At 69.7% G+C, this 23,744-nt stretch carries 22 protein-coding genes and 2 pseudogenes; 9 read left to right on the plus strand and 15 right to left on the minus strand.

Annotation, left to right across the window (positions count from 1 at the left end):
* Positions 1 to 26: 26 nt before the first annotated feature.
* Complete coding sequence (locus tag ABZ208_RS27850) at positions 27 to 2,105, minus strand: protein kinase (protein WP_356912194.1); 2,079 nt, start codon at positions 2,103 to 2,105, stop codon at positions 27 to 29.
* 443 nt (positions 2,106 to 2,548) lie between these two features.
* On the opposite strand from ABZ208_RS27850, the pseudogene ABZ208_RS27855 reads away from it, so the two are divergent.
* Positions 2,549 to 2,755, plus strand: a pseudogene (locus ABZ208_RS27855) (PQQ-binding-like beta-propeller repeat protein); the annotation flags it as partial.
* A gap of 194 nt (positions 2,756 to 2,949) precedes the next feature.
* Here ABZ208_RS27855 and ABZ208_RS27860 read toward each other — a convergent pair.
* From ABZ208_RS27860 to ABZ208_RS27905, 10 genes and pseudogenes are all read right to left on the minus strand, one after another.
* Positions 2,950 to 3,246, minus strand: coding sequence for a hypothetical protein (locus ABZ208_RS27860; protein WP_356912195.1), 297 nt, complete (start codon positions 3,244 to 3,246; stop codon positions 2,950 to 2,952).
* 173 nt (positions 3,247 to 3,419) lie between these two features.
* Positions 3,420 to 4,082 (minus strand): response regulator transcription factor, encoded by a 663-nt coding sequence (locus ABZ208_RS27865; RefSeq protein ID WP_356912196.1) that lies wholly within the window; start codon positions 4,080 to 4,082, stop codon positions 3,420 to 3,422.
* Positions 4,070 to 6,019 (minus strand): ATP-binding protein, encoded by a 1,950-nt coding sequence (locus ABZ208_RS27870; protein WP_356912197.1) that lies wholly within the window; start codon positions 6,017 to 6,019, stop codon positions 4,070 to 4,072. The genes ABZ208_RS27865 and ABZ208_RS27870 overlap by 13 nt, the downstream gene beginning before the upstream one ends.
* Before the next feature lie 149 nt (positions 6,020 to 6,168).
* Positions 6,169 to 6,561 (minus strand): hypothetical protein, encoded by a 393-nt coding sequence (locus ABZ208_RS27875; protein WP_356912198.1) that lies wholly within the window; start codon positions 6,559 to 6,561, stop codon positions 6,169 to 6,171.
* Positions 6,562 to 6,587: 26 nt separating this feature from the next.
* The gene (locus ABZ208_RS27880; protein WP_356912199.1) at positions 6,588 to 6,977 is read right to left on the minus strand and encodes a hypothetical protein; all 390 of its coding nucleotides are present in this window, start codon (positions 6,975 to 6,977) and stop codon (positions 6,588 to 6,590) included.
* 8 nt (positions 6,978 to 6,985) lie between these two features.
* Positions 6,986 to 7,450 (minus strand): hypothetical protein, encoded by a 465-nt coding sequence (locus tag ABZ208_RS27885; protein WP_356912200.1) that lies wholly within the window; start codon positions 7,448 to 7,450, stop codon positions 6,986 to 6,988.
* Positions 7,451 to 7,811: 361 nt separating this feature from the next.
* Entirely contained in the window at positions 7,812 to 8,099 is a 288-nt protein-coding gene (locus ABZ208_RS27890; RefSeq protein ID WP_356912201.1) for a hypothetical protein, read from the minus strand.
* Between the two features lie 212 nt (positions 8,100 to 8,311).
* Positions 8,312 to 8,404: pseudogene (locus ABZ208_RS27895) on the minus strand (ATP-binding protein); the annotation flags it as partial.
* 323 nt (positions 8,405 to 8,727) lie between these two features.
* A complete protein-coding gene (locus tag ABZ208_RS27900) occupies positions 8,728 to 9,255 on the minus strand; it encodes a hypothetical protein (RefSeq protein WP_356912202.1) in 528 nt (175 codons plus the stop codon).
* 158 nt (positions 9,256 to 9,413) lie between these two features.
* A complete protein-coding gene (locus tag ABZ208_RS27905; protein WP_356912203.1) occupies positions 9,414 to 9,596 on the minus strand; it encodes a hypothetical protein in 183 nt (60 codons plus the stop codon).
* A 116-nt stretch (positions 9,597 to 9,712) separates the two neighbouring features.
* Between ABZ208_RS27905 and ABZ208_RS27910 the strand changes: the two genes are divergently transcribed.
* Both ABZ208_RS27910 and ABZ208_RS27915 read left to right on the plus strand, forming a co-directional pair.
* Positions 9,713 to 10,231 carry an alpha/beta hydrolase gene (locus ABZ208_RS27910; protein WP_356912204.1) on the plus strand — a complete coding sequence of 173 codons (519 nt, stop codon included), beginning with the start codon at positions 9,713 to 9,715 and terminating at the stop codon, positions 10,229 to 10,231.
* Positions 10,232 to 10,302: 71 nt separating this feature from the next.
* Positions 10,303 to 10,833 carry a VOC family protein gene (locus tag ABZ208_RS27915; RefSeq protein WP_356912205.1) on the plus strand — a complete coding sequence of 177 codons (531 nt, stop codon included), beginning with the start codon at positions 10,303 to 10,305 and terminating at the stop codon, positions 10,831 to 10,833.
* A 181-nt stretch (positions 10,834 to 11,014) separates the two neighbouring features.
* Here ABZ208_RS27915 and ABZ208_RS27920 read toward each other — a convergent pair whose 3' ends face one another.
* Positions 11,015 to 12,640: an acyl-CoA synthetase gene (locus ABZ208_RS27920; RefSeq protein ID WP_356912206.1), complete on the minus strand. Its 1,626-nt coding sequence runs from the start codon at positions 12,638 to 12,640 to the stop codon at positions 11,015 to 11,017.
* Positions 12,641 to 12,823: 183 nt separating this feature from the next.
* On the opposite strand from ABZ208_RS27920, the gene ABZ208_RS27925 reads away from it, so the two are divergent.
* The 5 genes from ABZ208_RS27925 to ABZ208_RS27945 all read left to right on the plus strand — a co-directional run bounded on the left by ABZ208_RS27925 (position 12,824) and on the right by ABZ208_RS27945 (position 17,142).
* Positions 12,824 to 13,633, plus strand: coding sequence for a crotonase/enoyl-CoA hydratase family protein (locus ABZ208_RS27925; RefSeq protein ID WP_356912207.1), 810 nt, complete (start codon positions 12,824 to 12,826; stop codon positions 13,631 to 13,633).
* A 17-nt stretch (positions 13,634 to 13,650) separates the two neighbouring features.
* On the plus strand, positions 13,651 to 14,598 hold the full coding sequence (locus ABZ208_RS27930) for an OB-fold domain-containing protein (protein WP_356912208.1): 948 nt from the start codon (positions 13,651 to 13,653) through the stop codon (positions 14,596 to 14,598).
* Entirely contained in the window at positions 14,598 to 15,647 is a 1,050-nt protein-coding gene (locus tag ABZ208_RS27935; RefSeq protein WP_356912209.1) for a thiolase domain-containing protein, read from the plus strand. Before ABZ208_RS27930 ends, ABZ208_RS27935 begins: the two co-directional genes overlap by 1 nt.
* Positions 15,640 to 16,806 carry a thiolase domain-containing protein gene (locus ABZ208_RS27940; protein WP_356912210.1) on the plus strand — a complete coding sequence of 389 codons (1,167 nt, stop codon included), beginning with the start codon at positions 15,640 to 15,642 and terminating at the stop codon, positions 16,804 to 16,806. The genes ABZ208_RS27935 and ABZ208_RS27940 overlap by 8 nt, the downstream gene beginning before the upstream one ends.
* A gap of 90 nt (positions 16,807 to 16,896) precedes the next feature.
* Positions 16,897 to 17,142: a DUF397 domain-containing protein gene (locus tag ABZ208_RS27945; RefSeq protein WP_356912211.1), complete on the plus strand. Its 246-nt coding sequence runs from the start codon at positions 16,897 to 16,899 to the stop codon at positions 17,140 to 17,142.
* Positions 17,143 to 17,966: 824 nt separating this feature from the next.
* On the opposite strand, the gene ABZ208_RS27950 is transcribed toward ABZ208_RS27945, so the two are convergent.
* Positions 17,967 to 18,344 (minus strand): hypothetical protein, encoded by a 378-nt coding sequence (locus ABZ208_RS27950; protein WP_328404393.1) that lies wholly within the window; start codon positions 18,342 to 18,344, stop codon positions 17,967 to 17,969.
* A gap of 187 nt (positions 18,345 to 18,531) precedes the next feature.
* Here ABZ208_RS27950 and ABZ208_RS27955 point away from each other — a divergent pair, with 187 nt between their 5' ends.
* Positions 18,532 to 19,032 (plus strand): hypothetical protein, encoded by a 501-nt coding sequence (locus ABZ208_RS27955; protein ID WP_328404395.1) that lies wholly within the window; start codon positions 18,532 to 18,534, stop codon positions 19,030 to 19,032.
* A 77-nt stretch (positions 19,033 to 19,109) separates the two neighbouring features.
* Here the strand turns inward: ABZ208_RS27955 and ABZ208_RS27960 are convergent, their stop codons facing one another.
* Together ABZ208_RS27960 and ABZ208_RS27965 are read right to left on the minus strand one after the other, a co-directional pair.
* On the minus strand, positions 19,110 to 21,314 hold the full coding sequence (locus ABZ208_RS27960; protein WP_356912212.1) for a terpene synthase family protein: 2,205 nt from the start codon (positions 21,312 to 21,314) through the stop codon (positions 19,110 to 19,112).
* 170 nt (positions 21,315 to 21,484) lie between these two features.
* Positions 21,485 to 23,416, minus strand: coding sequence for an N-acetylmuramoyl-L-alanine amidase (locus tag ABZ208_RS27965; protein ID WP_356912218.1), 1,932 nt, complete (start codon positions 23,414 to 23,416; stop codon positions 21,485 to 21,487).
* Positions 23,417 to 23,744: the final 328 nt, after the last annotated feature.

The raw sequence follows: 23,744 nt of genomic DNA on the forward strand, positions 1-23,744 counted from the left end.
CACGCGGGCCTGCCCTCGATGAGGCGTCAGGAGCAGGTCAGGTGGAATTGGTCGCCGTTGATCCCGCTGTCGGCTTGGGGGGAGGTGATCTCCAGGCTCATGTGGCCCTGCACCACATCGCCGGACTTGGTGCCCTGAAGCTGGACCTCGAAGGTCTCGTACTGGGTGTTGGGGGCGGTGAAGGTCATGCTGCCTGTGCGCGGACGAAAGCCGCGGTCGGTCAGGAACTGGTCGGGATACCAGGTGTAGTTGATGGTCCCGGCGCGCCGGGCGCTCGCCGAGAAGGTGAACGTAATGGGCTTGGTGCAGTCCGTGGTGTCCGAGCGGGGCTGGACGTAGACGGACCTGCCCATCAGGATCGGTTCTTGCCGACTCTTGTCTTCGCCCGTGCCGGTCGAGACGCCCGCCGTGGGTCCCTTGGAAGAACCCTCCGAGGCACTGGGGGGCGGCTGCCTCACGTCCCCGGGCCCCTGTGTGGCGCCAGCAGTCTTGCCAGTCGTGGCCCCGCTTGTTGCGCCCTGCGTGGGCCCGCTCGACGTACCGCCGGTCGGGGCGCCCGTGTTCCCGGAGGTGACCCCGCTGGCCGGCCCCTGGGTGGTGCCGCGCGAGGCGCTGTTGCCCGGTTCGCCGGTGATCCCGCCGGTCGGACCGGGTGTGGATCCCCCGGTGGGGCCGGCAGTCGCAGCAGTCGAACCGCCGGTCGGGGAGCTTGTGATGGAGGGGATCGCGTTCTGTTCCCCGGGTTTCAGATTCAGCAGCGCTCCCGCGAGGACGATCACTGCTGTCACCGCCGCCGTGGCGAGCGCCACCGGAGCGATCCGCCGCCGGGGCCGGGACCGGTCCGCCTCCGTCTCCCGGTCGGGCACACGGATCTCGGCGGCCTCCCGGGCGCGCCGCCGGATCATGTCGGTCAGCGGGGCGGGCAGCCAGCCGGGCCCCGGCTGTCCGGCACGCTCGCAGCACCAGTCGATCACCTGACGGGGAGTGGGCCGTTCGTCCGGATCCTTGGCCAGACACCACGCCACCAGCTCCCGCAGCTCTTCCGGCACCGCCTCCAGGTCCGGTTCGCCGTGCACGATCCGGAAGCTGATCTCCGCCGGCTCGTTACCGAACGGCAGTCGGCCCGTCGAAGCGAAGGCCAGCAGCGCGCCGAGGGAGAACACGTCACACGCCGGCCCGGCCTTGCCCTTGGTGAGTCGCTCGGGTGCCACATAGCCCGGAGTGCCCACCAGCATCTGCGTACGGGTCAGCGTGGTGGCGTCCCGGGTGCGGGCGATCCCGAAGTCGATGACCTTCGGCCCGTCCGTCGCCAGCAGCACATTGCCCGGCTTCAGGTCTCGGTGCACCACGTCGGCGCCGTGAATGGCCGCCAGGGCCTCGGCGATCCCAGCGGCCAGCCGGGTCACCGTGTCCGCCTGCATGGGGCCACGCTCGCTGACCACTTCCTGGAGCGAAGGCCCCGGAACATACTCGGTGGCCAGCCACGGGTCCTCGGCGTCCGGATCGGCCGCCACCACCGCAGCGGTGAACATCCCGTGCACCCGGCGAGCCGCGGCGATCTCCTGCCGGAAGCGGGCCCGGAACTCCGCGTTACCGGCCCGCGCACCGTCGATCACCTTGATCGCAACCTGCCGGCCCCCCATGCTCTCCCCCAGGTAGACGCGTCCCATCGCCCCGGCCCCAAGGAAACTCAACAGCCTGAAACCGCCTGCCTGGCGGGGGTCGTTCGGGCCCAGCGGAGGCAGCGTCTCCTGCCGAGTTCCTTCCCTGCCGACGTCCGCGCGTTCGCCGGCACTGGTGCGCCTTCCGGCCGCAGGGCGCTCCTCGGCCTCCGACTGCGCCGCCTCCTGCGCGTCCTCGTCTTCCAAATCCTGCTCGAGCTGCGCCTTCGTGGCCTCCCAGCGCCGCGCCCACTCCCGCATGACCCGCTCATTGCCTCTGCAGGCCTCCACGAACGCCAGCGTCACGTCCCTCGACGGCAGATTGTGGCCGCGGGCCGCAGCGTTCAGGGTCGCCCTGCCGTACCTGACCCGCTTTGCCATCGCCTCGTACGAGGGATTGCCCGCGTCCTGCCGTAACTGGCGCAGCGCTGCGGCGAACTCCATGACAGGCCCCCCGCCCGGCTCCAACGGCTCTTCCCGACGCCCCACCATCACTGCCCTCCCGATCCCGCGCATGGGCGAAACCCCAGCTGCGGTCGTCCCGACCGCGCCCACCGGCAGCGGCGGCGCGAACTTGCTGCCCATATGAATAGCGGCAAATCCGGACCCGAGGAGAGCAATCCGGCGTCCTTGGATATCCATGGATATCTGGACTGCTCCATCGCAGGTCAGCGCCGTCCGGCGAACGGGCTCCGGACAATGAGAAGCGCTGGGCTTCAGGTTCCCCAGGGCTCGTCCTTCCGGTATGGCTTCCGTGCAGTCTCAGAGCCGATCAGGTTGTGCGGTAGGGGCAGGCTGAGGCTGCCCGTGCGCCCGGCCGGCGAGCAGAGCGCCGGGGATGTTGCCGGTGAGGACTCCGGAGATCGCGCCCATTCCGTACCGGCTACTTCGTGTCTTCGTCGCCGACGGTGGCCGACGGCGTGGTCTACGTCGGCAGCGACGACAACAAGCTGTATGCGGTGGTTGCGGACATCGGGAAGCAGTGCTGGTCCTTCCCCACCAGCTATGGCGACGTGACCTCGTCACCGACGGTGGCCGACGGCGTCGTCTACTTCGGCGGCAACGACGGCAAGCTGTATGCGGTGCAGACATGACAACAGGTGCTGTTGCAGGGCTCCAACTGGTCTGAAGCTGTCGGACCGCACGGAAGATTTCAGTGGGCGGCGCTGTTTGATCACCAGCCCGCGCCGGGCCGGAACCGCAACTGCCACCATCAGCTGTATCGGCTGGCCCCTCGCCGGTGACGCGTCGTCGACCAGCTCCGCCTCCAAGACGTGTTGATCGCTGCTCATAGGTCTGGGGTCCACTCGGGCAGGTAGTCAGGGTGGTCCTCCCACCGGCGGGCTGCCACGGCCAGGTAGAAGAAGATCATGTCCACGCTGCGGCCGTCCTCTGTGGCCGCCCTGGCGGACCCGTGGAAGACGGCCGTCAGATCGATGAGCGTCTGTGCGGTCCTCCACTCCGGCGTGTCGGGGTAAGCCTCGTTGCGCAGTGGCTCGGTGCGGGCCCTGATGAACGCGATCAGGGCCGCAACCTGGTCCAGAGTGTTGGGCGGAGGCAGGGTGTAGCCGTGCGGATCACTCATGTCCACTCCCCTGATCACCTAGCTCCAAAGAAGGGAGGACGGAACACTATCTGGGCTAGACGTTCTGATGCCCGGCCCCCGACTCTCGGAGGCGGCGAGACTTGATGGGCCTGCAACTGCCCCGGCTTCTCATACTGCATGATGAACCGTCGGGTGAGCTTGGGCCAGGGTGCTCAATCGGCCTGGTTGTTGCGCTGGCTGCCCCGGGCCGTGAGGTACGCAAGGACCGCCAGGACACGGCGGTTGTGTTCCTTACTCGTCGTGAGTTCGAGTTTCGACATGACCGAGGCGACGTGGGTCTCCACGGTGCGCTCGGCGAGCCACAGCCGCCGACCGATCCCGAGGTTCGTGTGTCCTTCAGCCATCTGTGTCAGCACTTCCAGCTCTCGGGTGGTGAGCGAGCCGAGGGGGTCGCGGTGGGTGCTGATCATCCGTGAGACCACGTATGGGTCCAGTGCGGAGCCGCCTGCTGCGACGCGGACGATCGCTTCCAGGAAGTCGTCCACGTTCAGGACGCGGTCTTTGAGGAGGTAACCGAAGCCGCCCTGGGAGACGAGTTCCACGGCGTTGCGCGTCTCAGTGTGTTGGGAGAGCAGCATGATGCCCAGTTCCGGGTTCGCCTGCCGGATCCGCCGCGCGGCACGCGCGCCGTCGTCGGTGAGGTCCGGCGGCATCCGGATGTCGATGATCGCCAGGTCCGGGCGGGTTCCGGCGACGGCCTGCTCGAGCGCCTGCGCGTCGCCGGCTCGCGCGACGATGTCATGTCCGGCGTCCGCGAGCAGCCGTGCCAGCCCCTCCCGGAAAAGCACCGAGTCCTCACCGATCACGACACGCACGGCAGCACCGCCTCCACAGTCGTACCTCCTCCGGGCGTGCTGGTGACCTGCAGCCGGCCGCCGAGCGCGGCAACGCGGTCTAACAGACCCGACAGCCCCGATCCCTTCACCGGGTCCACGCCACCACGCCCGTCGTCCCGGACAGTGACGATCAGCTTCTCGTCCTCCTCGTCGACGACGATGCCGATGCTCGTGGCCCCGGCATGCTTGACCGCGTTGGTGACGGCCTCGCTGGCCACGAAATACGCCGTGGTGGCTACGTCGTCAGGAAACGAGTGCCCGTTGAGCCGCCAGTCGAGCCGTACCGGGCCCCGTAGGGTGAGGGCCTCGAGGGCTGGTCCCAGCCCGTCGTCGAGCGAGCTGGGCCGCAGCCCGTGGGCCAGTTCCCGCAGTTCAGCAACGGCCGTCCCCAGTTCGGCCACCGCCTGGTCCAGGACGCCGTCGACGTCGACGGTCCCCTCGCCGAGGTGCCGCTGCGCGAGCCGCAGCGCCATGCCGAGACTGACCAGCCGAGACTGGGCTCCGTCGTGCAGGTCCCGTTCCAGGCGACGCCGCTCCCGGTAACCCGTCTTCAGCAGCCGGCTGCGACTGGCCTCCACTTCGGTGAGCGCTTGGCGCAGTTCGAGCCGCAGCCGCACGGTCTCCACCAGCAGCACGCAGGCAGCTGCGACCTCCCGCGGGCAGGGGCCGTCGATCACCCCGATGGGCCGCCCGGCCAGCCGCACCTCGGTTCCGCGTCGGACAGCGACGCCTGTGGTGTCGTGGAATTCCGTGCCACCCGGCAGCAGATAGCCCACCCGCACGCGCGGCTCACGCAGCGCCTCCCGGAGCACTTCCTCCAGCTGCTCCGGCTGGCCCTGCCCTTCGTGGACCTCGCGCTCCAGCGTGGCCACGGCAGCTAGGGCCCGCTCCCGCGCGGGGTAGAAGCGCCGGTCGACCCATCGCCGTACCCGGTTCTTCACCGGCATCAGCACGGCGGCCACCAGCGCCGTCGCAGCGGCCGCCGTCACCGCACTGCCCTGCCCCAGCACCAAACCACCCGTGAAGGACGCGGCACTGTAAACCGCGAGCAGCCCGGCGGTCACCAGAGCCCACGTCACGACAGCGCTGGTGGCGCGGTCCACGTCGTACAGGTCGTGGCGAAGGATCGCCAGAGCGGTCAGCGCGGGCACGCCGAGACAGAGCGAGAGAAGGCCCGGCACGATCAGGATGCCCACCCTGCCGAACAGCAGGTAGTCCGCCCAGCACAGCAGCAGCGTGCCGGGCAGTGCGAGGGCGCCCAGCGCGAACCACTTCAGTTGCGCCCGCTCGACCTCGTCTCCCGCGCGGTACCGGCGGTGCATCACTAGCACCGAACAGATGAGCAGCGCCATGAACGCCCCCAGGAGCGGGATGATGAAGCTCCAGATCACCGCCGCGGGCAGCGTGGGCAGCGGATGCCCGTACTCCTCGAACGGCGGCTCGTACGGGCTCGGGTCCACGGCGGCCGTCGCCATGAACGCGACCATGCACCCCAGCACCCCGTACAGCACGAGGCGCGGGAATCGGCCCGGCGGCAGTTGCCCAGTGGGGAAGAACAGCATCAGCAGCAGCACGGGGACGTACCAGAGCATCCATGCGCCCAAGGTGAGCTGGTGGATTGCCTCGGCACCGGGCAGCGGCCGCGACAGGCTCGCGTACGAGTAGGTGTCGAAGAGCGCTAGCAGCGGCGGCGCGAGCCCGACGAGGCCGAGCAATGGGCCGACCGGGTTGGCGGGACGCCTGCTGGAGACGAACACGCCGAGCCCGACGGAGAACGCTCCAGCAACCAAAGGCGTCATGAGAGCAAACATCTCTTCGGTCGAGACCACCGCGAGAGGCATGAGGGCACAGACGGCCACGATCGTCACCGCGGTGAGCAGTGCGAGAAAGAAGGAGATGCGACGGGCCCAAGGCATGGACCAACGGTAGGGGCGCACAGGACCTCTTCGTATCCGTATTGACACGGAGGGTGTCTCCAGTGGCGGGACCGAGGGACGTTCCGGGGCAGGCCAGCGACGGCTACAGCGGGGGCAGTCGTCAACACTGCGAACGTGAGGCCATTTCGCTACGGTGCCAGAGGACTGCCGGACAGAATGAACGACCGGGCGACGCCGATGACGGTTGCCGTCACGAGGAGCATAAGCGCGTAGACGAGGAACACACTCACATTCCAGTTGTGAGCCCGTATCACCGTCCCGCTGGTGAGATTCCTGACCGAATCAACCACGATCAGGCCATTGCGCCGTTGGCGTCCTGACACCTGCACAACGTCGCCGTTGTTGATGGCCCCGCCGCGGTAAAACTTTGCTCGCATCTGGACGGCGACCCGAGGCAGCGGACGCCCGCCGTCGCCGTGACGCTCCAAGCGGAAGTCCCACACGAGCGTTTGCCGCTTCCGGAACACTCCGGACTCGGTTCGGGGCATGAAGCCCGACACCCTTCCTTGATACGTCGCCATGCCGTCTCCCTCCACAGAACCGCTGTCTACGCGTGATGCAGTGCCGCTCCGGCGTCGTAAACGGCCGCCTCATGCGCCCCGGCGTCGATCGCCGATGCCCCGGGGGCGTGGACCGTGCCCGGGTCGTGGCCCGAGTCATGACCGCCGCCGAGCGACAGATCGCTCGACATACCCGGATCGTGCGAGCCGTGACCGGCTTCGTGCGACATCTCCGGGTCGTACGAGGACTCGTGATGCGGGTCATGCGACATGCCCGGGTCAGGCGGAAGGGGATGGGCGGCCAGCGCGTGGACGTAGCCGGCGGCAGCCGCTGCGGCGAGATCGGCCTGCGTGCGTTGGACGTCGATGACATGCGCGTTTGTGGTGGACGGATCCCTTCCCGACGCGGACTCAGAACCGCGAGAACGGCTACTCACGCTGTACCTCAGTGGTGGTAGTAGTCGGTGTGAGCCGACGCGTCAGTCACCGCCCCGGGGGTGTCCCCCGGGTGGAAGTCCGTGCTCATCAGCGGATCGATGCTCATCTGGGGAGCGGCGCCGGAGTCCGGGTGCTGGTCGCCGGGCGTACCGATCTCCGAACGAGGAGGCCCGGAACCTGCATCGGGAGCACCTCCGTCCGGAACCTCCGCGCTGTGCAGCAAGGGGTCGTCCATGTGCTTGAACGTGTAGGTCACCCCCTCCTCGGCTGCGGTCTTGGCAACGCCGAAGGCGGCCTTCGCCAGCGCTCCCCCGAGTGAGGCGCCTGCGCCGAGAGCCGCTCCGACAGCGAAAGGAGCGGCGGCGAGCGCGTTGCCCACCGCGTCGGACTGCAGCGCCTCGTGTGCTGCGATATGCGACTGGCGGAACGCTTCGGCTTCTCGGACAGTCGTCGAGTCGGGGCCGTGCCCCACGGCACTGTACGGAGTGCCATCGTGAGAGTGACCCGATATTGCGCCCTGACCACTCGGCTCCGGCGGCTGGCTCATGTTCGGGTCGCTGCCGACGGCCGAGTAGGGAGCGCCGTCGTGCGTCTGACCGGACATCCCGCCCCCGTCCTGCCACTCCGACAAGCGATGGTCTGTCATAACGATCTCCAAGGGCTTGATGGGCTGCGCACGACTGGCGCATTCTCAGGCATACGACGTGGTCGTCTCATGGCAGTCGTCGAACCGGGCCGCACTGTCCCTTCAGCGGTCCCGGTTCCGAGGGGCACAGACGGCAATACGCTTTGCGTGCCCCGCTTCTGGACGACAGATCACGGCTCCGCGCCTGCTAACGCGGGATGAAGCTCGTGTCTCCCGTGACGACGGTGTACGCGATGACGAGCATCACGACGAATGCCACCATCCCGAGGAGCCCGGACAGCACGCCGCCGCCCGAGGATCCCCCCTGGTGGATCTGCTGGGCCCGCCGTGCTGAGGCCATCGCATTCTGGTGCATGCGACCGGCCTCGTTGCCCATTCGCATCCCGTTCATGGCTGACTGCTGTGCCTGCTGAGCCATCTGCTGCGCGTTCATGGACGCCTGCTGCGACTGCTGCGACATCTGCCACGGTTCCATTTGCATTACTCCCCGCCTGGGTCTCGTCTGATTGCGTCTCCAGAGTGCTGTAAGACGTTGCGACGGCGACAGCGAGGAAATACCGAGAATCTCTCCGTGCTGACACGGATGTCCCCCCAGACGCCAGCACAACACCAGCCCTCGACCCTTCGTGACGGTCCGTCGGGTCCTCTCACGAGCCGTTTGGGTCGGCGAGCAGGACGGGGTCGTGCCTTGCCGCCGGCCGTGTGGCGGCTCACCGCGGTGGCGCGGGCGAGGCGGTTGACCATGGGCCAGCCGAAGCCTCCGGTACCGCCGTTCAGGTCGGCGTCCCGTGGACCAGTCGCAGGGGCTCGTGGCGGTAGTTGGCGAACGCGTGATTGGGTTTCGGCACTACCCGTTCATCTGACCACGCGGTCAGCGGCGCCACCGCCCGGGCCACGACCATTTCCGGCGCCCCGGGCGGATCTGTTCGGGAACTTTCCCGACGCGAGGCTGATCCCGCCACGCTGCGCATCGGCTACGGCGGGAGGGACGGCCCCGCGCAACGTGCGAATGGAGCGCGGGGCCGCCGGCCCGCTGTCCTGTCAGGAGCGGGCGTGCCACTGGCGACGGTACGGCCGGGACCGTTGATCCGCTCGTTGGACGGTCAGCGGTTCAACTCGGGGTTGGTCCCCGGCTCGAACTCCACAGCGTCGCCCTTGCGGTGCTTCTTGAAGCCCACCAGGAGCATGCGGTGGCCCATGCCGAACTGCTGGGGGCCGATCCAGTCGCGCAGGCCCTTCCAGTCGGCGGCGTCGATGAGTTCCCTGCAGCGCGGGCAGGCGTAGAAGCGGTCTCCCGAGAGGAAAGAACCGCCGGGGGCGCTGATGCCGAACTCGGTGACCTCGTAGTACGCGAGGGGGTCGAAGCCGGCGCAGAAGTCGCACACGAGCTGGTTGGGCGCCGCGGCGCTCACCTCCTGCGGCTTCATCGGCCTGCCGCTGTCCAGTGCTTCATCCCGCGCGGCGAGCTGGTCAACGATCCGTGAGAGCGTCTCTCCACCCTCAGCGCGGCCGTATGCCAGCAGCCGGTCGGCTTCGTCCTGGTCCCCGCTCTGACGGGCAGCGTAGACGCGTTTGACCAGTGTCTGCACCCACGGGGCATCTTCGATGTCGAAGTCGATCCGCTCGCTCATCGCGCGTCCTCATGGTCGCCGAGCAGTTGGGAGAGCCGGGGGCCGTGGGTCATTTCGCGCCCTTCACCAGGTAGCTGGGAGTGGGCTCAGTCTTCCACGGCTACCGTGATGACCCGGTCCGGATGGCACCTCCCCCGTCGGCATCCGGGCCCTTTCGTTCAAAGGCCTGCGGCCGCGCGGGTAGCGACGGTGAAATGCGCGCCGGTGAGCGCGTCCTCGGGCCCCTCGGCGTCCAGCCGCTCCCGCACCACAGCGCGGACCCATTCGTCGACGTCCTGGCCGTTCTTTGCGGCGGCCGCGGCGATGCGCTCGTGGTCGACGTCGGTGAACAACAGGTTCATGGCCGGGACGGTAGCGGCAGGAGCGGTGGGGGGAAGGCCCCGCGCAGAGCGGGCGCTCCGGTCTTTCCGTCGAGCAAGGGGTTGCCGGTACAGCAGTCAGCCTCCCCGGACTTCGGGTGTACGCCGCCCGGCACCCGGAGCGCATACGGCGGCTCGCCCTGATCACGCCCAACGCCTGGGCCCTGGAGATGCAGGCCACCGCGGGGGAACGCCTGGCCGCGGCCCGGATGCGCAGCGGCGAGCCCTGGTTCGAGGCCGCGTACACCGCCTTCGAGGCGGCGCTGCGCGGTCAGGAGCCGAAGGACTCGTTCGAGCCGTTCTTCTACGGGCGCTGGGACGCGGCGGCCGAGGCGCATGCCGCGACGGACCTGGAGCAGGTCAACCGCGAGGCAGCCGCCCGCTTCGGCGGCCCCGGTGCCTATGACCCGCCGGCCACCCGGGCCGCGCTGAGGGCCCTGGAGGCGCCGGTGCTGGCCGGTGAGCTGGCCGGCGCTCCGCGTCCCGACCGGGCCGGTGGGCTCGCCGCGCTGTTCCCGGCCGGCGAGTGCGTCGTGCAGCCCGGCGGGGGTCACTTCCCCTGGCTGGACGATCCTCACTGGTACGTACGGACGGTTGCCCGGTTCCTGTACTTGTGAGCGGGCGTGATCGGGGGAAGATGCGAGATAGTAGTTGAATCACGCAAACAACCGCCGTGAAGGAGACCGCGATGCCCCAGCCCGAGGGAGCCGAGCTCGAGGCCGTCCGCGCCCGCAGGGAGGAGCTGAAGCGGCGCTATCTGCAGGAACACGACGACCGGCCCCGGACCACGACGCGCGGCATCCACCACGTGGCCTTCATCTGCCGCGATGTCGAGGAGACCATCCGCTTCTACCAGGAGTTCCTGGGCTTCCCGCTGGTCGAGATCGTGGAGAACCGGGACTACCGGGGCTCCACCCACTTCTTCTTCGACATCGGCAACGGCAATCTGCTCGGATTCTTCGACTTCCCCGGTCATGAGCATCCGCCCGCCACGGAGACGGTCGGCGGGGTACAGCACGTCGCGCTGTCGGTGGAGGCCAGGGAGTTCGACGCGGCACGCACGTCGTTCGACAAGGCGGGCATCGCGTACATCGGCCCGGAACGGGGAGTGGAGGACAGCCTCTACTTCCGTGACCCGAACGGCGTACCGCTGGAGCTCTACCGGGAGCGGCTCGGGATGTTCAACGGCGAGCAGATCCTGCCGGCGGACGACGACTGAGCCTCGGCACCTGGGGTCCCTCCTCTTCCTGCCGCGCCGTTCCGCGGTAGGAAGAGGAGGGAGGGGATGCGCACAGCCGTGCCGTTTCCTGGGCCGCTCGTCGGACGGGGGCTTCGGCGGCCGGCGGAACGGCCGGCTCGCGACCCCGGCGGCGGCGCTGCCGGCCCGGCATGTACGCGCCTCAGGCGATCTCCGCGGCCTCCACCGCGACCGACCGCGCCCACCGGTAGTCCGCCTTGCCGCTCGGTGAGCGCTGAATCTCCGCCGCGATCACCAGCTGCCGCGGGATCTTGTAGCCGGCGAGACGGCTGCGGCAGTGCGACCGGATGTCGTCCAGGGTCGGCGCGGGCGCTCCCTCCCGTATCTGCACGACGGCCGCCACATGGTTGCCCCATGTCGCATCGGGCACCCCCGCCACCAGCGCGTCGTACACATCCGGATGGGCCTTGAGCGCCTGCTCGACCTCCTCCGGGTACACCTTCTCGCCACCGGTGTTGATGCACTGCGAGCCGCGTCCGAGGACGGTGACGATGCCGTCCTCGTCCACGGTGGCCATGTCGCCGAGCAGCACCCACCGCTCACCCTGGCGCTGGAAGAAGGTCTCGGCCGTCTTCACCGGGTCGTTGTAGTAGCCGAGCGGAACATGGCCGCGCTGCGCGATGCGACCGGGCTCACCCGGCTTCACCGTCTCGTACGTCACCGGGTCCACCACTGTCGTACGGGAGTTGACCCGCAGCCGGAACCCGCTGTCCGGTCCCGAGTCCTCGGTCGCGGTGCCGTTGAAGCCGGACTCGGACGAGCCGAAGTTGTTCAGCAGCATCGCATGCGGCGCCAGGGCGCTGAACTGTGCGCGCACCGTCTCCGACATGATCGCTCCCGAGCTCGAGACGCTGAACACCGACGAGAGGTCGCAGCCCTTGAGCGGACCGTTCAGTGCGTCGATCAGCGGGCGCAGCATCGCGTCGCCGACCAGCGACACGCTGGTGACCTTCTCCTTCTCGATCGTCCGCAGCACCTCGTGCGGCACGAACTTGCGGTGGACGACGATCCGTTGCCCGAAGTTGAATCCGATGAACGCCGTCAGTGTCGAGGTGCCGTGCATCAGCGGGGGAGTGGGGAAGAAGGTGATGCCGTCGCCGCCCGCGGCCACGCGCCGGGCCAGTTCCTCGGGGGAGGAGACGGGTTCGCCGGTCGGCGCGCCGCCGCCCAGTCCCGAGAAGAACAGATCCTCCTGACGCCACATCACGCCCTTGGGCATGCCCGTGGTGCCGCCGGTGTAGATGATGAACTGGTCGTCGGCGGATCGCGGCGCGAATCCCCGGTCCGGCGAGGCAGCGGACTCGGCGGCGGTGAAGGAGACCGTGTCCAGGTCCGGCGCCGACTCGGCCGGGGTGCCGACCCGCACGAGGTGGCGCAGCCTGTCCGTGCGACGCAGCGCGGCCGCGACCCGCCCGGTGAACTCGGCGTCGAAGACGAGGGCGGCGAGATCGGCGTCGCGGTAGAGATGGACCAGCTCTTCTTCCACGTAACGGTAGTTGACGTTCACCGGCACGAGGCGGGCCTTGAGTGCGCCGAGCACGGTCTGCAGATACTCGATGCCGTTGTACAGATGCAGGCCGACGTGCTCGCCGGGCCGCAGACCCGCGTCGAGGAGGTGATGCGCGATGCGGTTGGCCGCGGCGTCCAGTTCCGCGTAGGTGAGCCGCCGCTCGGCGCCGGTGCCGGGATGGTCGATGTACAGGAGCGCCTCGCGCTCCGGGACCACATCGACGACCGATTCGAACAGGTCCGCAAGGTTGTACTCCACCGCTCCTCCTGACCCCCGGCGAACTTCGGCTCGGCGGTCATTAGAGCGCCGCTGAGAACAACAGGGAAGGTCTCGCGCCAAGAAATCTGACTGAGTGTCAGAAAACTATTGAACTGGACCCCCGCCTACTGCAACCTGTTCTAGGTCACCGGAGGGGCACGTCCACGCAGGGGAGATCCGCACATGGGACGAGATGGTGGTACCGAACACCTCACCGTGGAGCGCGAAGGCGCGACGCTGGTGCTCACCCTCAACAGGCCCGAGGCCAGGAACGCACTCTCCATCGCCATGCTCGTCGGGCTCCACGACGGCTGGCTCGCGGCCGACGAGGACGACAGCGTCCGCTCCATCGTGCTGACCGGAGCCGGCAGCTCCTTCTGCGCCGGGATGGACCTGAAAGCCCTCGCGGGCAAGGACATGGAAGGGCAGCAGTACCGCGACCGGATGAAGGCGGACCCCGATCTGCACTGGAAGGCGATGCTGCGCCATCACCGGCCCCGCAAACCGGTGATCGCCGCCGTCGAGGGCCACTGCGTCGCCGGCGGAACCGAGATCCTGCAGGGCACCGACATCCGTGTCGCCGGGCAGAGCGCCACCTTCGGCCTGTTCGAGGTGCGGCGCGGACTCTTCCCGATCGGCGGCTCGACCGTACGGCTGCCCCGCCAGATCCCGCGCACCCACGCCCTCGAGATGCTGCTCACCGGCCGCCCCTACAGCGCCGACGAGGCACAGCGCATCGGACTCGTCGGCCATGTCGTCCCCGACGGCACCGCCCTGGACAAGGCGCTCACGATCGCCGAACAGATCAACGCCTGCGGCCCGCTCGCCGTCGAGGCCGTCAAGGCGTCGGTGTACGAGGCCGCGGAGATGACCGAGACCGAGGGACTCGCCGCCGAACTCGTGCGCGGCTGGCCGGTCTTCGACACGGCCGACGCCAAGGAAGGCGCCCTCGCCTTCGCCGAGAAAAGGCCCCCCGTCTACCGGCGCGCCTGACAAGGAGAGTCCGCCCGATGCCCGAAGTCCTCCGTGCACCGCTCGTCGTCGAATTCCCCTTCACGCGCTCGCTCGGGCCGGTGCAGAGTGCCTTCCTCACCGGCCTGCGCGAGCGAACCGTACTCGGGGTGCGCACCGGCGACGGCAAGGTGCTCGTCCCTCCCGTCGAGTACGACCCCGCCACTGCCGAGGAACTGCGGGAGCTGGTCGAGGTCGCCGCGACCGGCACCGTCACCACCTGGGCCTGGAACCCGCAACCGCGCCGCGGCCAGCCGCTCACCACCCCGTTCGCCTGGGTCCTGGTGCGGCTCGACGGAGCCGACACGGCCCTCCTCCATGCCCTGGACGCATCCGGCCCCGAGGCGGTGCGCACCGGCATGCGCGTCCGCGTCCGCTGGGCCGCGGAACGCAGCGGCGCCATCACCGACATCGCCTGCTTCGAGGCGTACGCCGGGGAACCCGCCGCCGCCCCCGCGGGCCCCCACAGCGGGACGTTCGCCGACCCGGTGACCGGCATCGTCGCCCCGGCCCGGCTCGACTACACCTACTCACCCGGCCGCGCCACGACCGCCTACCTCGAGGCACTCGCCGAGCGCCGGATCATGGGCGAACGCTGCCCGTCCTGCCACAAGGTGTACGTCCCGCCGCGCGGCGCCTGTCCCACCTGTGGCGTCGCCACCACCGACCAGGTCGAGGCCGGCCCTCGTGGCACGGTGACCACGTTCTGCATCGTCAACATCAAGGCGAAGAATCTGGACATCGAGGTTCCGTACGTCTACGCCCACATCGCCCTTGACGGCGCCGATCTCGCCCTGCACGCACGCATCGGCGGCATCCCGTACGACCAGGTGCGTATGGGCCTGCGTGTCGAACCGGTGTGGACCGAGGGCGCGCGCCACCCCGACCACTACCGGCCCACCGGCGAGCCCGACGCCGGCTACGACACCTACAAGGAGCTGCTGTGATGCGAGACGTGGCGATCGTCGCCTTCGCGCAGACCGACCACAGGCGCCGTAGCGACGAGCTCTCCGAGGTCGAGATGCTGATGCCGGTCCTGCATCAGGTCCTCACCCGGACCGGACTGCAGACCGCGGACATCGGCTTCACCTGCTCCGGGTCCAGCGACTATCTCGCCGGGCGGGCGTTCTCCTTCACCATGGCGCTCGACGGCGTCGGCGCCTGGCCGCCGATCTCCGAGTCCCATGTGGAGATGGACGGTGCATGGGCGCTGTACGAGGCCTGGGTGAAACTGCTGACCGGTGAGGCCGACACCGCGCTGGTCTACGCCTACGGCAAGTCGTCGTCCGGCGAGGTGCGCGATGTGCTGACCCGCCAGCTCGACCCCTACTACGTCGCCCCGCTCTGGCCCGACTCCGTCTCCCTCGCCGCCCTCCAGGCCCAGGCCCTGATCGACGCGGGCGCCACCGACGAGCCCGCGCTGGCCGCAGTCGCCGCCCGAAGCCGCGCGGACGCCACGGCCAACCCGCACGCTCAACTCACGGGGGAGGTTCCGCGCGGCGACCACGTTGTCCACCCGCTGCGCGCCGCCGACTGCCCACCGATCGGCGACGGGGCCGCCGCCGTCATCCTCGCCGCCGGCGACAGGGCACGTGACCTGTGCGAACGTCCCGCCTGGATCCGCGGCATGGATCACCGGATCGAGCCGCACAGCCTCGGCGTGCGCGACCTGACCGACTCACCGTCCACCCGCCTCGCCGCCGAGCGTGCCGGGGCCTTCGAGCGGCCCGTCGACACCGCCGAAATCCACGCCCCCTTCAGCTCCCAGGAAGTCGTGCTGCGCAGGGCCCTCAACCTCGACGAGACAGTGAGGGTCAACCCGTCCGGCGGAGCCCTTGCCGCCAACCCGGTCATGGCCACCGGCCTCATCCGCATCGGCGAGGCCGCCGCCCGTATCTGCCGCGGCGAGTCCGACCGCGCGCTCGCCCACGCCACATCCGGCCCGTGTCTGCAGCAGAACCTCGTCGCCGTTCTCGAAGGAGAGGCGCATGCATAAAGAGCCTGTGGCCGTCATCGGCATCGGCCAGACCAAGCACGTCGCCGCCCGGCGGGACGTGTCCATCGCGGGCCTGGTCCGCGAGGCCGCCCGTCGTGCCCTGGACGATGCCGAGCTCTCCTGGGCGGACATCGACGCGGTCGTCATCGGCAAGGCCCCCGACTTCTTCGAGGGGCTGATGATGCCCGAGCTGTATCTCGCCGATGCACTCGGCGCGGTCGGCAAACCCATGCTGCGCGTCCACACCGCGGGCTCGGTCGGCGGGTCCACCGCACTCGTGGCCACCAACCTGGTGGCCTCCCGCGTGCACGGCACGGTCCTCACCCTCGCCTTCGAGAAGCAGTCGGAGTCGAACGCGATGTGGGGCCTGTCCCTGCCCATTCCCTTCCAGCAGCCGCTACTGGCGGGCGCCGGCGGATTCTTCGCCCCCCACATACGCGCCTACATGCGGCGCACCGGGGCGCCCGACACCGTCGGTTCGCTCGTCGCCTACAAGGACCGGCGCAACGCGCTGAAGAACCCGTACGCCCATCTGCACGAGCACGGCATCACGCTGGAGAAGGTCCAGGCCTCGCCCATGCTGTGGGACCCGATCCGCTACTCCGAGACCTGCCCCTCCTCCGACGGCGCCTGTGCGATGATCCTCACCGACCGTGCGGGCGCGGCGCGTTCACCGCACCCGCCGGCCTGGGTGCACGGTGGGGCCATGCGCAGCGAGCCCACCCTGTTCGCCGGCAAGGACTTCGTCTCCCCGCAGGCCGGCAAGGACTGCGCGGCGGACGTCTACCGCCAGGCGGGCATCACCGATCCGCGCCGCGAGATCGACGCGGTGGAGATGTACGTGCCGTTCTCGTGGTACGAGCCGATGTGGCTGGAGAACCTGGGCTTCGCCGCGGAGGGCGAGGGCTGGAAGCTCACCGAATCAGGCGTGACCGAACTCGACGGCGACCTGCCCGTCAACCCCTCGGGCGGTGTGCTGTCGACCAACCCGATCGGGGCGTCCGGCATGATCCGCTTCGCCGAGGCAGCCCTCCAGGTCCGTGGACAGGCCGGCGAGCACCAGGTCGAAGGGGCCCGCAGAGCGCTCGGCCACGCGTACGGCGGAGGGTCGCAGTTCTTCGCCATGTGGCTGGTCGGCGCCGAGCCGCCCGCGATCTGACGGTGCGCCATGCCGGGCCGGCCCGCGACCTGTCCGTGACCCGGGACGATCGCTAGTCTGGCCCGGAGACGATGCGGGAGGAGCAGGGACGTGGCCGAGAGCACCACCACTACCACGCAGTTGTTGTCGGGCTGGGACAAGCCGGAGCTGGACCTCAGCCGTGCCGATTGGCAGTCGAGCAGCCAGGGAATGGGAGACGTTCAGATCGCCTTCGTCGAAGGTTTCATCGCCATGCGCAACGGCAGGCGGCCGGAGAACCCGTCGCTGATCTTCACGCCGGCCGAGTGGCGAGCCTTCGTCCTGAACGCACGCGACGGGGAGTTCGACCTCACCTGACGCGCCGGCCGTCTCCCGCGGGACGGGACAGCCGCAGGGACCGCGGCGCTGACGGGCCGCGACCGTGTACGGCGGCAGGTCAGCGCCGCGAGCCCGCGTGGTCGGCCGGGCAGGATGCGGACTCGTCCGCCGGGAGGAATGCCCGACCGCCCGGAGGAATGCCTTGAGCGCAGCTCCGCGAGCGTGACGTCGATGGCCGTGCCGAAGGCATGAGCGTGGTCACCGGCCGCGAGCTCCTCAGATCGCAGCCACGGCAGCGCGGCCGAACCGGGACGGCCGGGTCCGGCCGGGCGGAGATGCGAACGGCGTTTGCGCCTGGTCCGGCGCGGTGAGCGGCACCGCCGGCCGCTCGTCCGGGGACTTTGCACCGCCCGCGGCGCAGGCCGTGGATTCCGTGATCCCGTGCAGGTGCCGGCCCGGAGGCGGCGAGGTCCACGATCTGCGGCGCAGGTGCAGCGGCAGGCGCGGAATGGTCATGCAGGCACGCACTCACGCGCCCGGCGCCGTCAGCCGGTCGGGCGCCACGCCCGGGATGAGCGCCCATCGACGGTGCCGTTCGCCCGCGCAAGATCACCGGCCTGTCGGCATCGCCGTCGGCAGGGGCGGTGCCCGGCGAGCACCCGTGCGGGGCGCGTACCGGACCGGTGCGCGCCCGGCCCTCGCCCGTCGCGCTGGGGCGTACCCAGTAGGCCACAGCCGATGGTTCCGCTCGTTCTCCTGCCCACCCCCCGGGCCGTCCGCCCGGCGGTCCGTCCCGGTGCCCTCTCCCATCGGCGAAGGTGGGGGTCCGGGACGGACAGGCGGCGTCAGGCGGACGACGGGGGTCAGGCGGACGTCTGGCTCGGCGGGTGTCCCAGGCCCACTGACCCGTTGATCTTCTCTATCGCCTGGCGGGCATGCTCACCGGGGCTACGGGCGGTGAGCGACGACACCGTCGACGTCGTGGGCGCGGACATCGACGCCGACGCAGGCGGCAGCTGCTGACCGCGCTCAGGCGCAGGCTTCGCATGGCCGGCCGACCGGCTGCGCAACCGGTGCTGGGCGGCCTCGTCGAGGCCCACCGGGCGCTGCATCTGCGCGGCCAGCCGCCCGGCCTCCTGCCCCAGCGCGGCGACGTCCTCCCACTGCAGACGGACCACCAGACGGAGCTCCGCCTCACCGTCCGGGAGCGCTTGCAGGGCAGGACTGATGGGGTCATTCATGGGCTGTTCCTCACGTGTCGGTACGGAAATACTCGCGGCGGACGCTGCTCCTCGCTCATGTCCTCCCGCCCGGTTCTCGCTCGTGCCGGTACCTCCACAGATACGGAGACCGCCGCCGTCGCGTTCAAACGTCCCGGAGCCGCTCACCCGGCTCGGCCGACTCCGCCCGGGCACGTACCATGGCCGTATGTCGTTCCTCCGCCGCCGCAGCGCCGCCACACCCGCGGGTCCGGACTTCGATGTCCTGGCCATGGACCCGGGCGACTGGCCCGGTAATCTCGGCGCCGGTCTGCTGCCCGCTCCCGACGGCAGCTGCCAGGGTGTTTTCCTGCGCTACGACCTGTTCGGCGGCCGTGGCCCGGCGATGATCATCGGTAATCTGCCCGAGGGCTCGCCCGCCCGTGAGGTGGCGGACGGAGAGGTTCCCTTCGAGGTCGCCCAGCTGCTGATCGCGCTCGAGAACGACGAGTCCGTGCAGGTGGTCGGCACCGAGGACACACCGGTGATGCAGGGCGACAACCTGTTGATCGTGCGCCGCGTCAAGCTCTCCGAAAGCCGTATCTCCTGCGTCCAGTTCGACCGCAGCGACAATGTGCTCGTCACGATCGCCAGCTGGGACCGCCCGATCACCGACGATCTATACGCGCTGCTCAAGCCGCTGCCCGCGGAGCTGTTCCAGCAGGGCTGAATTCCCCGGGGGCTCCAACGCCTCCCGCCACCACTGCCCGGGCAGTTCTGTTGTGCGGCCCGGCGGACTGCGGACGGCTACACGACCACCGCCGTACGCTGAGCGGGCAGCAGCGATGCCAGGCGGGCAGCCGATGTGCCGAGGCCCGTGGGGGCGCCGAGCAGCCGCGCAGCCGCTCCGGAGCGCAGATCCTCCTCGCGGTATCGGCGGACCTTACGGTGCCAGTTCAGGATGCCTGCGAGCCAGTCCTCCAGCTCACGCACATACGCGTCCAGGGCCGTCCTGCTCTCCTCGTCCATCCCGAAGTCCTCGTGCACCAGAGGGAGTTCGTGCTCCTTCACGTGAAGGAACTGGCGCAGCCGGGACCGCATCAGATCGTCGGCGATCGCGGCGGCCGTCGAGTGGTCGCAGTCGAAGAAGGTCCCGACCACCAGCACCGCGTTGTGCACCTCGCCCTCGAACTCGATCTCCTTCTGGTACGAGAAGAAGTCGTTCACCAGGCAGGCGTAGTCCATCGCGGCGTTCTCCAGGCTGCGCACGGGGCCGCTGGCGTAGATGTCGGGTGAGAGCTGCCCTTCCCGCCGCAGCCGGGCAAGGCTCATGGTGAGCTCAGAGCCGAAGGTGTGCCGCCGCATCTCGATGTAGTCGACCGGGTCGGGAACGCGGTGCTGGGCCTGGTTGTGAAGCTCCCACAGCCAGCTCTCCAGCATGACGTCGACGGCGGTGCGCAGGGCCCCGCGGGCGCCGGGGGACATCGGCCCGGCCGTTCGTGCCCACAGATCGGCGAGTCCCCGCTCCACAGGAGCGACCGCGACGGCCGCACCCGTCTCGGGCGAGTCGACGGGCATACAGGCCCGCAGCCGTTCGTTGCAGACCTTGGCGCCGGCCAGATCACGTGGCCTGCCGAAGGCCGCCGGGTAGTAGTCGTCCGCGTACGTTCCCCAGGTCAGCCACTCGGCACTGAGCTCCAGCTCCTCGGGTGTGGCGTCCGGGTCGAGCCCGGCCGAGCAGAGCGCGAAGTCGAACCCGGCCAGCTTGGCTTCGTCCCAGATGTCGTTGAGCAGACCCATGCGGCCGGCCCACGCGATGGACCGTCTGCGGACGTCCTCCAGATGCGGGCTGAGCGACAGGGCGAACGGCAGGTCGAAGTCCGGCAGCCACGACGGGCCCACCTGGCGCGGCACATGCGTGAGGCTGCGCAGCCGGGCGGCGGCCGGCCGGCCGAAGAGCGTCCTGATGTCGAGCGCCGAGGTGCCCAGCACACCGGCGGGCGGCGAGCCGTTGAGGGTCACGCCCTCGTTCATGTAGCGGCTGGAGCGCATGTGCCACTCATGGCCGCCCGACTGCCAGTCCTGAAGTCCCTTCGCGTAGGCGGCGATCGCCGCGCACTCGGCCGGGCTCAGCCCCTTCTCCGCGCACAGGGCGGGCACTTCGGTGAGCGCCGTGTTCTCGAACTGCTGGACCCGCGAGGTCAGCAGGTCGTTGACGGCTTCCGCGGCCTCCTGGGTCGTACAGCCGAGGAACGTCTCCAGCACCAGCACACCGTTGCTGAGCTCGCCCTCGTCCTCGACCTCCCGCTGGTAGGAGAAGAGGTCGTTGCGCAGATGCACGCCGTCGGAGAACGTGTCGCGCAGGACCCGCAGTGGCCGGGAGCCGGCAACCGCCTCCGGCACCTCGACCCCCGCCGCGTACTCCACCAGTCCGGCGGACCAGGGGGCGCCGCCGACCTTGCGGCGCATCTCGATGTACTCGACCGGGTTGGCGATCCGGCCCTCGTTGATGTTGGACAGCTCCCACATCGACTCGTTCAGGAGGTTCTCGGTGGCTTCCGCGAACCTCGCTCGCCAGGCGCACGACATGCTCGGCACGGTGCGCTCCCACAGATCGGCGAGCCCCGCCTCGACCGGATTGGTCGGCTCGGGCGTTCCCTGGGAGCGATCCAGCGGCATGAACGCGGACAGCCGGTCCAGATAGGCCTTGGCGCCCGCACGGTCCTGCGTGCGTTTGAAGATCTCCAGGAAGTGGTCGTCGAAGAAGAAGACCCACACATACCAGTCGGTGACCAGGCTGAGGGCCTCCGCATCACAGTCGGGGTGGGTGTACGCGCACAGCAGGGCGTAGTCGTGCGCCTCGAGGTCACTCTCCTCCCAGATGCCGGACCCCTCCAGCATTCCCATCCCGCGTGCCCAGCCTCTGGTGTGCCGGCGCGCCTCCTCGACATGCGGATTGAGCCGCGCCGGATGCGGAACATAGAAATCCGGCAGTGCGAAGGGCTGTGCCATGGGCGCTTGGGCCTTTCGGTGTGCATCCGCGCACCTGGGCGCGGACCGGGTCAGGACGGGCGAGGCCTACCCGTCGCCCAGAGCGTGCACGCATCCGGCCGATCAGTCGCACAAGCGGACAAATGAATGAGGGAGCCGCCGGCCTTCATGGCCGGCGGCTCCCGTCGCCTCTAGCGCAGCACGCGCACGTCCGACGCCTTCACGAAAGCCACGCGGTGCCCGAACTGGATCTCGTAGTACATCTCCTTGCCGCGGATCACCTGGTGCCCCGCCGTGTCGAAAGTCGTCGCGTACAGGTACTCGCCCGGTACAAGGTCGCCGACCACGTACCGCTGGCCCGCGAGCAGCTTGTACGGCAGTGGCGAGAGTGCCTGCACCGGCACGCCCGCCGGATAGGCCGAGGCCTCCGGGTAGGCCCGCCCGTACACCGCCACCTCAGCGAGGCCCTCCTTCGGTGTGAGCACCTGCGTCCGTGCGCCCACCGCGGTCGGTTGCGTGCGCGGATTGTGGAACCAGGCCTTCTGGCCCAGATACCAGATCGCCGTCCACTCGCCCTGCCGTCCGGCGACCGCGAACTGCTGGCCCGTCGAGGCGCGCGCCCCCGTGTCGTTGACACCGGTCGTCGAGTCCTCGCCGCCCGGGCGCAGACCGATGTCCTTGACGAGTGGGGCGCTCACGCTCGGCGCTGTGTGCAGCCGCACCGCGCCCGAACCGTGCGGCGCACATGCCTGACCCACTGTCACACAGCCCGTGTACAGCGGCTGGTGGCGCGCATAGTCGGGGCGGATGGTCACCGCCGGGGCGTCCGTACCCACGGCGGGCGTGAACGGCCTGCCGAGCAGCCGGAAGTAGTGCGCCCAGTCCCAGTACGGCCCCGGGTCGGTGTGCATCCCGCGGATCGTCGCCGCCGTCGTGCCCGGCACGTTGTCGTGGCCGAGAATGTGCTGACGGTCCATCGGGATGCCGTAACGGTTGGCGAGATACCGCACCAGCCGGGCCGACGAGCGGTACATCGCCTCCGTGTACCAGGCGTCCGGCGACACCAGGAAACCCTCGTGCTCAAGGCCCACCGACTTGGCGTTCACGAACCAGTTCCCGGCGTGCCAGGCCACATCCTTCAGCGGCACATGCTGGGCGACATGCCCGTCCGAGGAGCGCAGGGAGTACTGCCAGGACACATAGGTCGGGTCCTGAACCAGTTTGAGCGTGGTCTCCCAGGAGGCCTCGGTGTCATGAATGACGATGTAGTCCACCGACTGCGAGTCGGGGCGGTTCGCCTTGTCGTGATTTCCGTAGTCACCCTCGCCGAACTCCTCGTACGGCGCGGGGATCCACTCGCAGGCCACCGTGACAGGGCACTGGGTCCCCGACGCATCGGCGGTCCGCAGTCCGAGGCGCGCCAGCTGGGAGCGGTCGGGAGCCACGTCCGGGTCGGCGGTGAGCACGATCCGCTGACCGCTGTCCGTCGTCCGCGACTCGCCCGTGCGCAGCACATCGAAGACATCGTCGGCGTACGTCGCGGCGGTCGCCGTGTCGTCGGCCCCGGAGTAGCGGGCGACCGCGCCGTACCAGTCGGCCGGGTCGTCGCTCAGCGGCCTCCCCAGCTCCTTCTGTCCCGCGGCGAGCAGTGCAGCGCCGCCGTGCACATTGGCGGCAGGGCTGTCCCTCAGCTCGGCCGCGGAGATCCCGGACACCCCGGCCGCCCGGTCCAGCGTCCGCAGCCGGGGCGGCAGTTCGACGCCTTCGGCCACCTTGGCCAGGGCGGCCCTGGACACCGCGCGCGGCGCACGCGCGTCGTCGCCGAGGGCGTTCTCCGCGCCGTGCGAATGGTGGGGTGCGTCGGCCAGAGCGGTCCTTGCATCCGTCAGATGCATCGGCCCGTAGCCGCCGGTCACACTCGCCGCACCGCCGTGCGTGTCCCAGCGGGACTGCAGATAGGACACGGCGAGCAGAAGGCCCGGAGGCACGTCGTACTCGACGGCCGCGTCGGCGAAGGCGTCCTGCAGCGCCCCGGCCGGGGGCCGCGGCGCAGTGGCGGACGGCCCGGCCGAGACCAGCGGCAGCAACAGCGCGGCGCACGCCACCGCGCTCGCGGCTGTCAGCCGGCGAGGGGCGCTCGCTCGCGGTGCAAGGTCTGATCCTGGCAATGCGGCCTCCAGTGACGAGGGGTGCGCGAAGGGCTTGCGGGGGACGGACAACGAACAGGGGTATCGGGTCCCGGACGATCCGTCAATCATGCAACGCCGCAAGGAATATGCACGTCAGCGGACGTGTCGCGGAGTTTCGCGAAGACGCCGCCCGGGCCTGCGGCGCGTCAGTGGCATGAACCAATGTCCCGAGACCTTGGACAGCTCGGCCGCTTCGGCCGGGCCGGCACCGAGCTGCGCGGCGAGTTTGTCGCCCGCCGCTTCCATGTCCATGTGGGTCATC

This window comes from Streptomyces sp. NPDC006208, assembly GCF_040613775.1.
GTDB lineage: Bacteria > Actinomycetota > Actinomycetes > Streptomycetales > Streptomycetaceae > Streptomyces.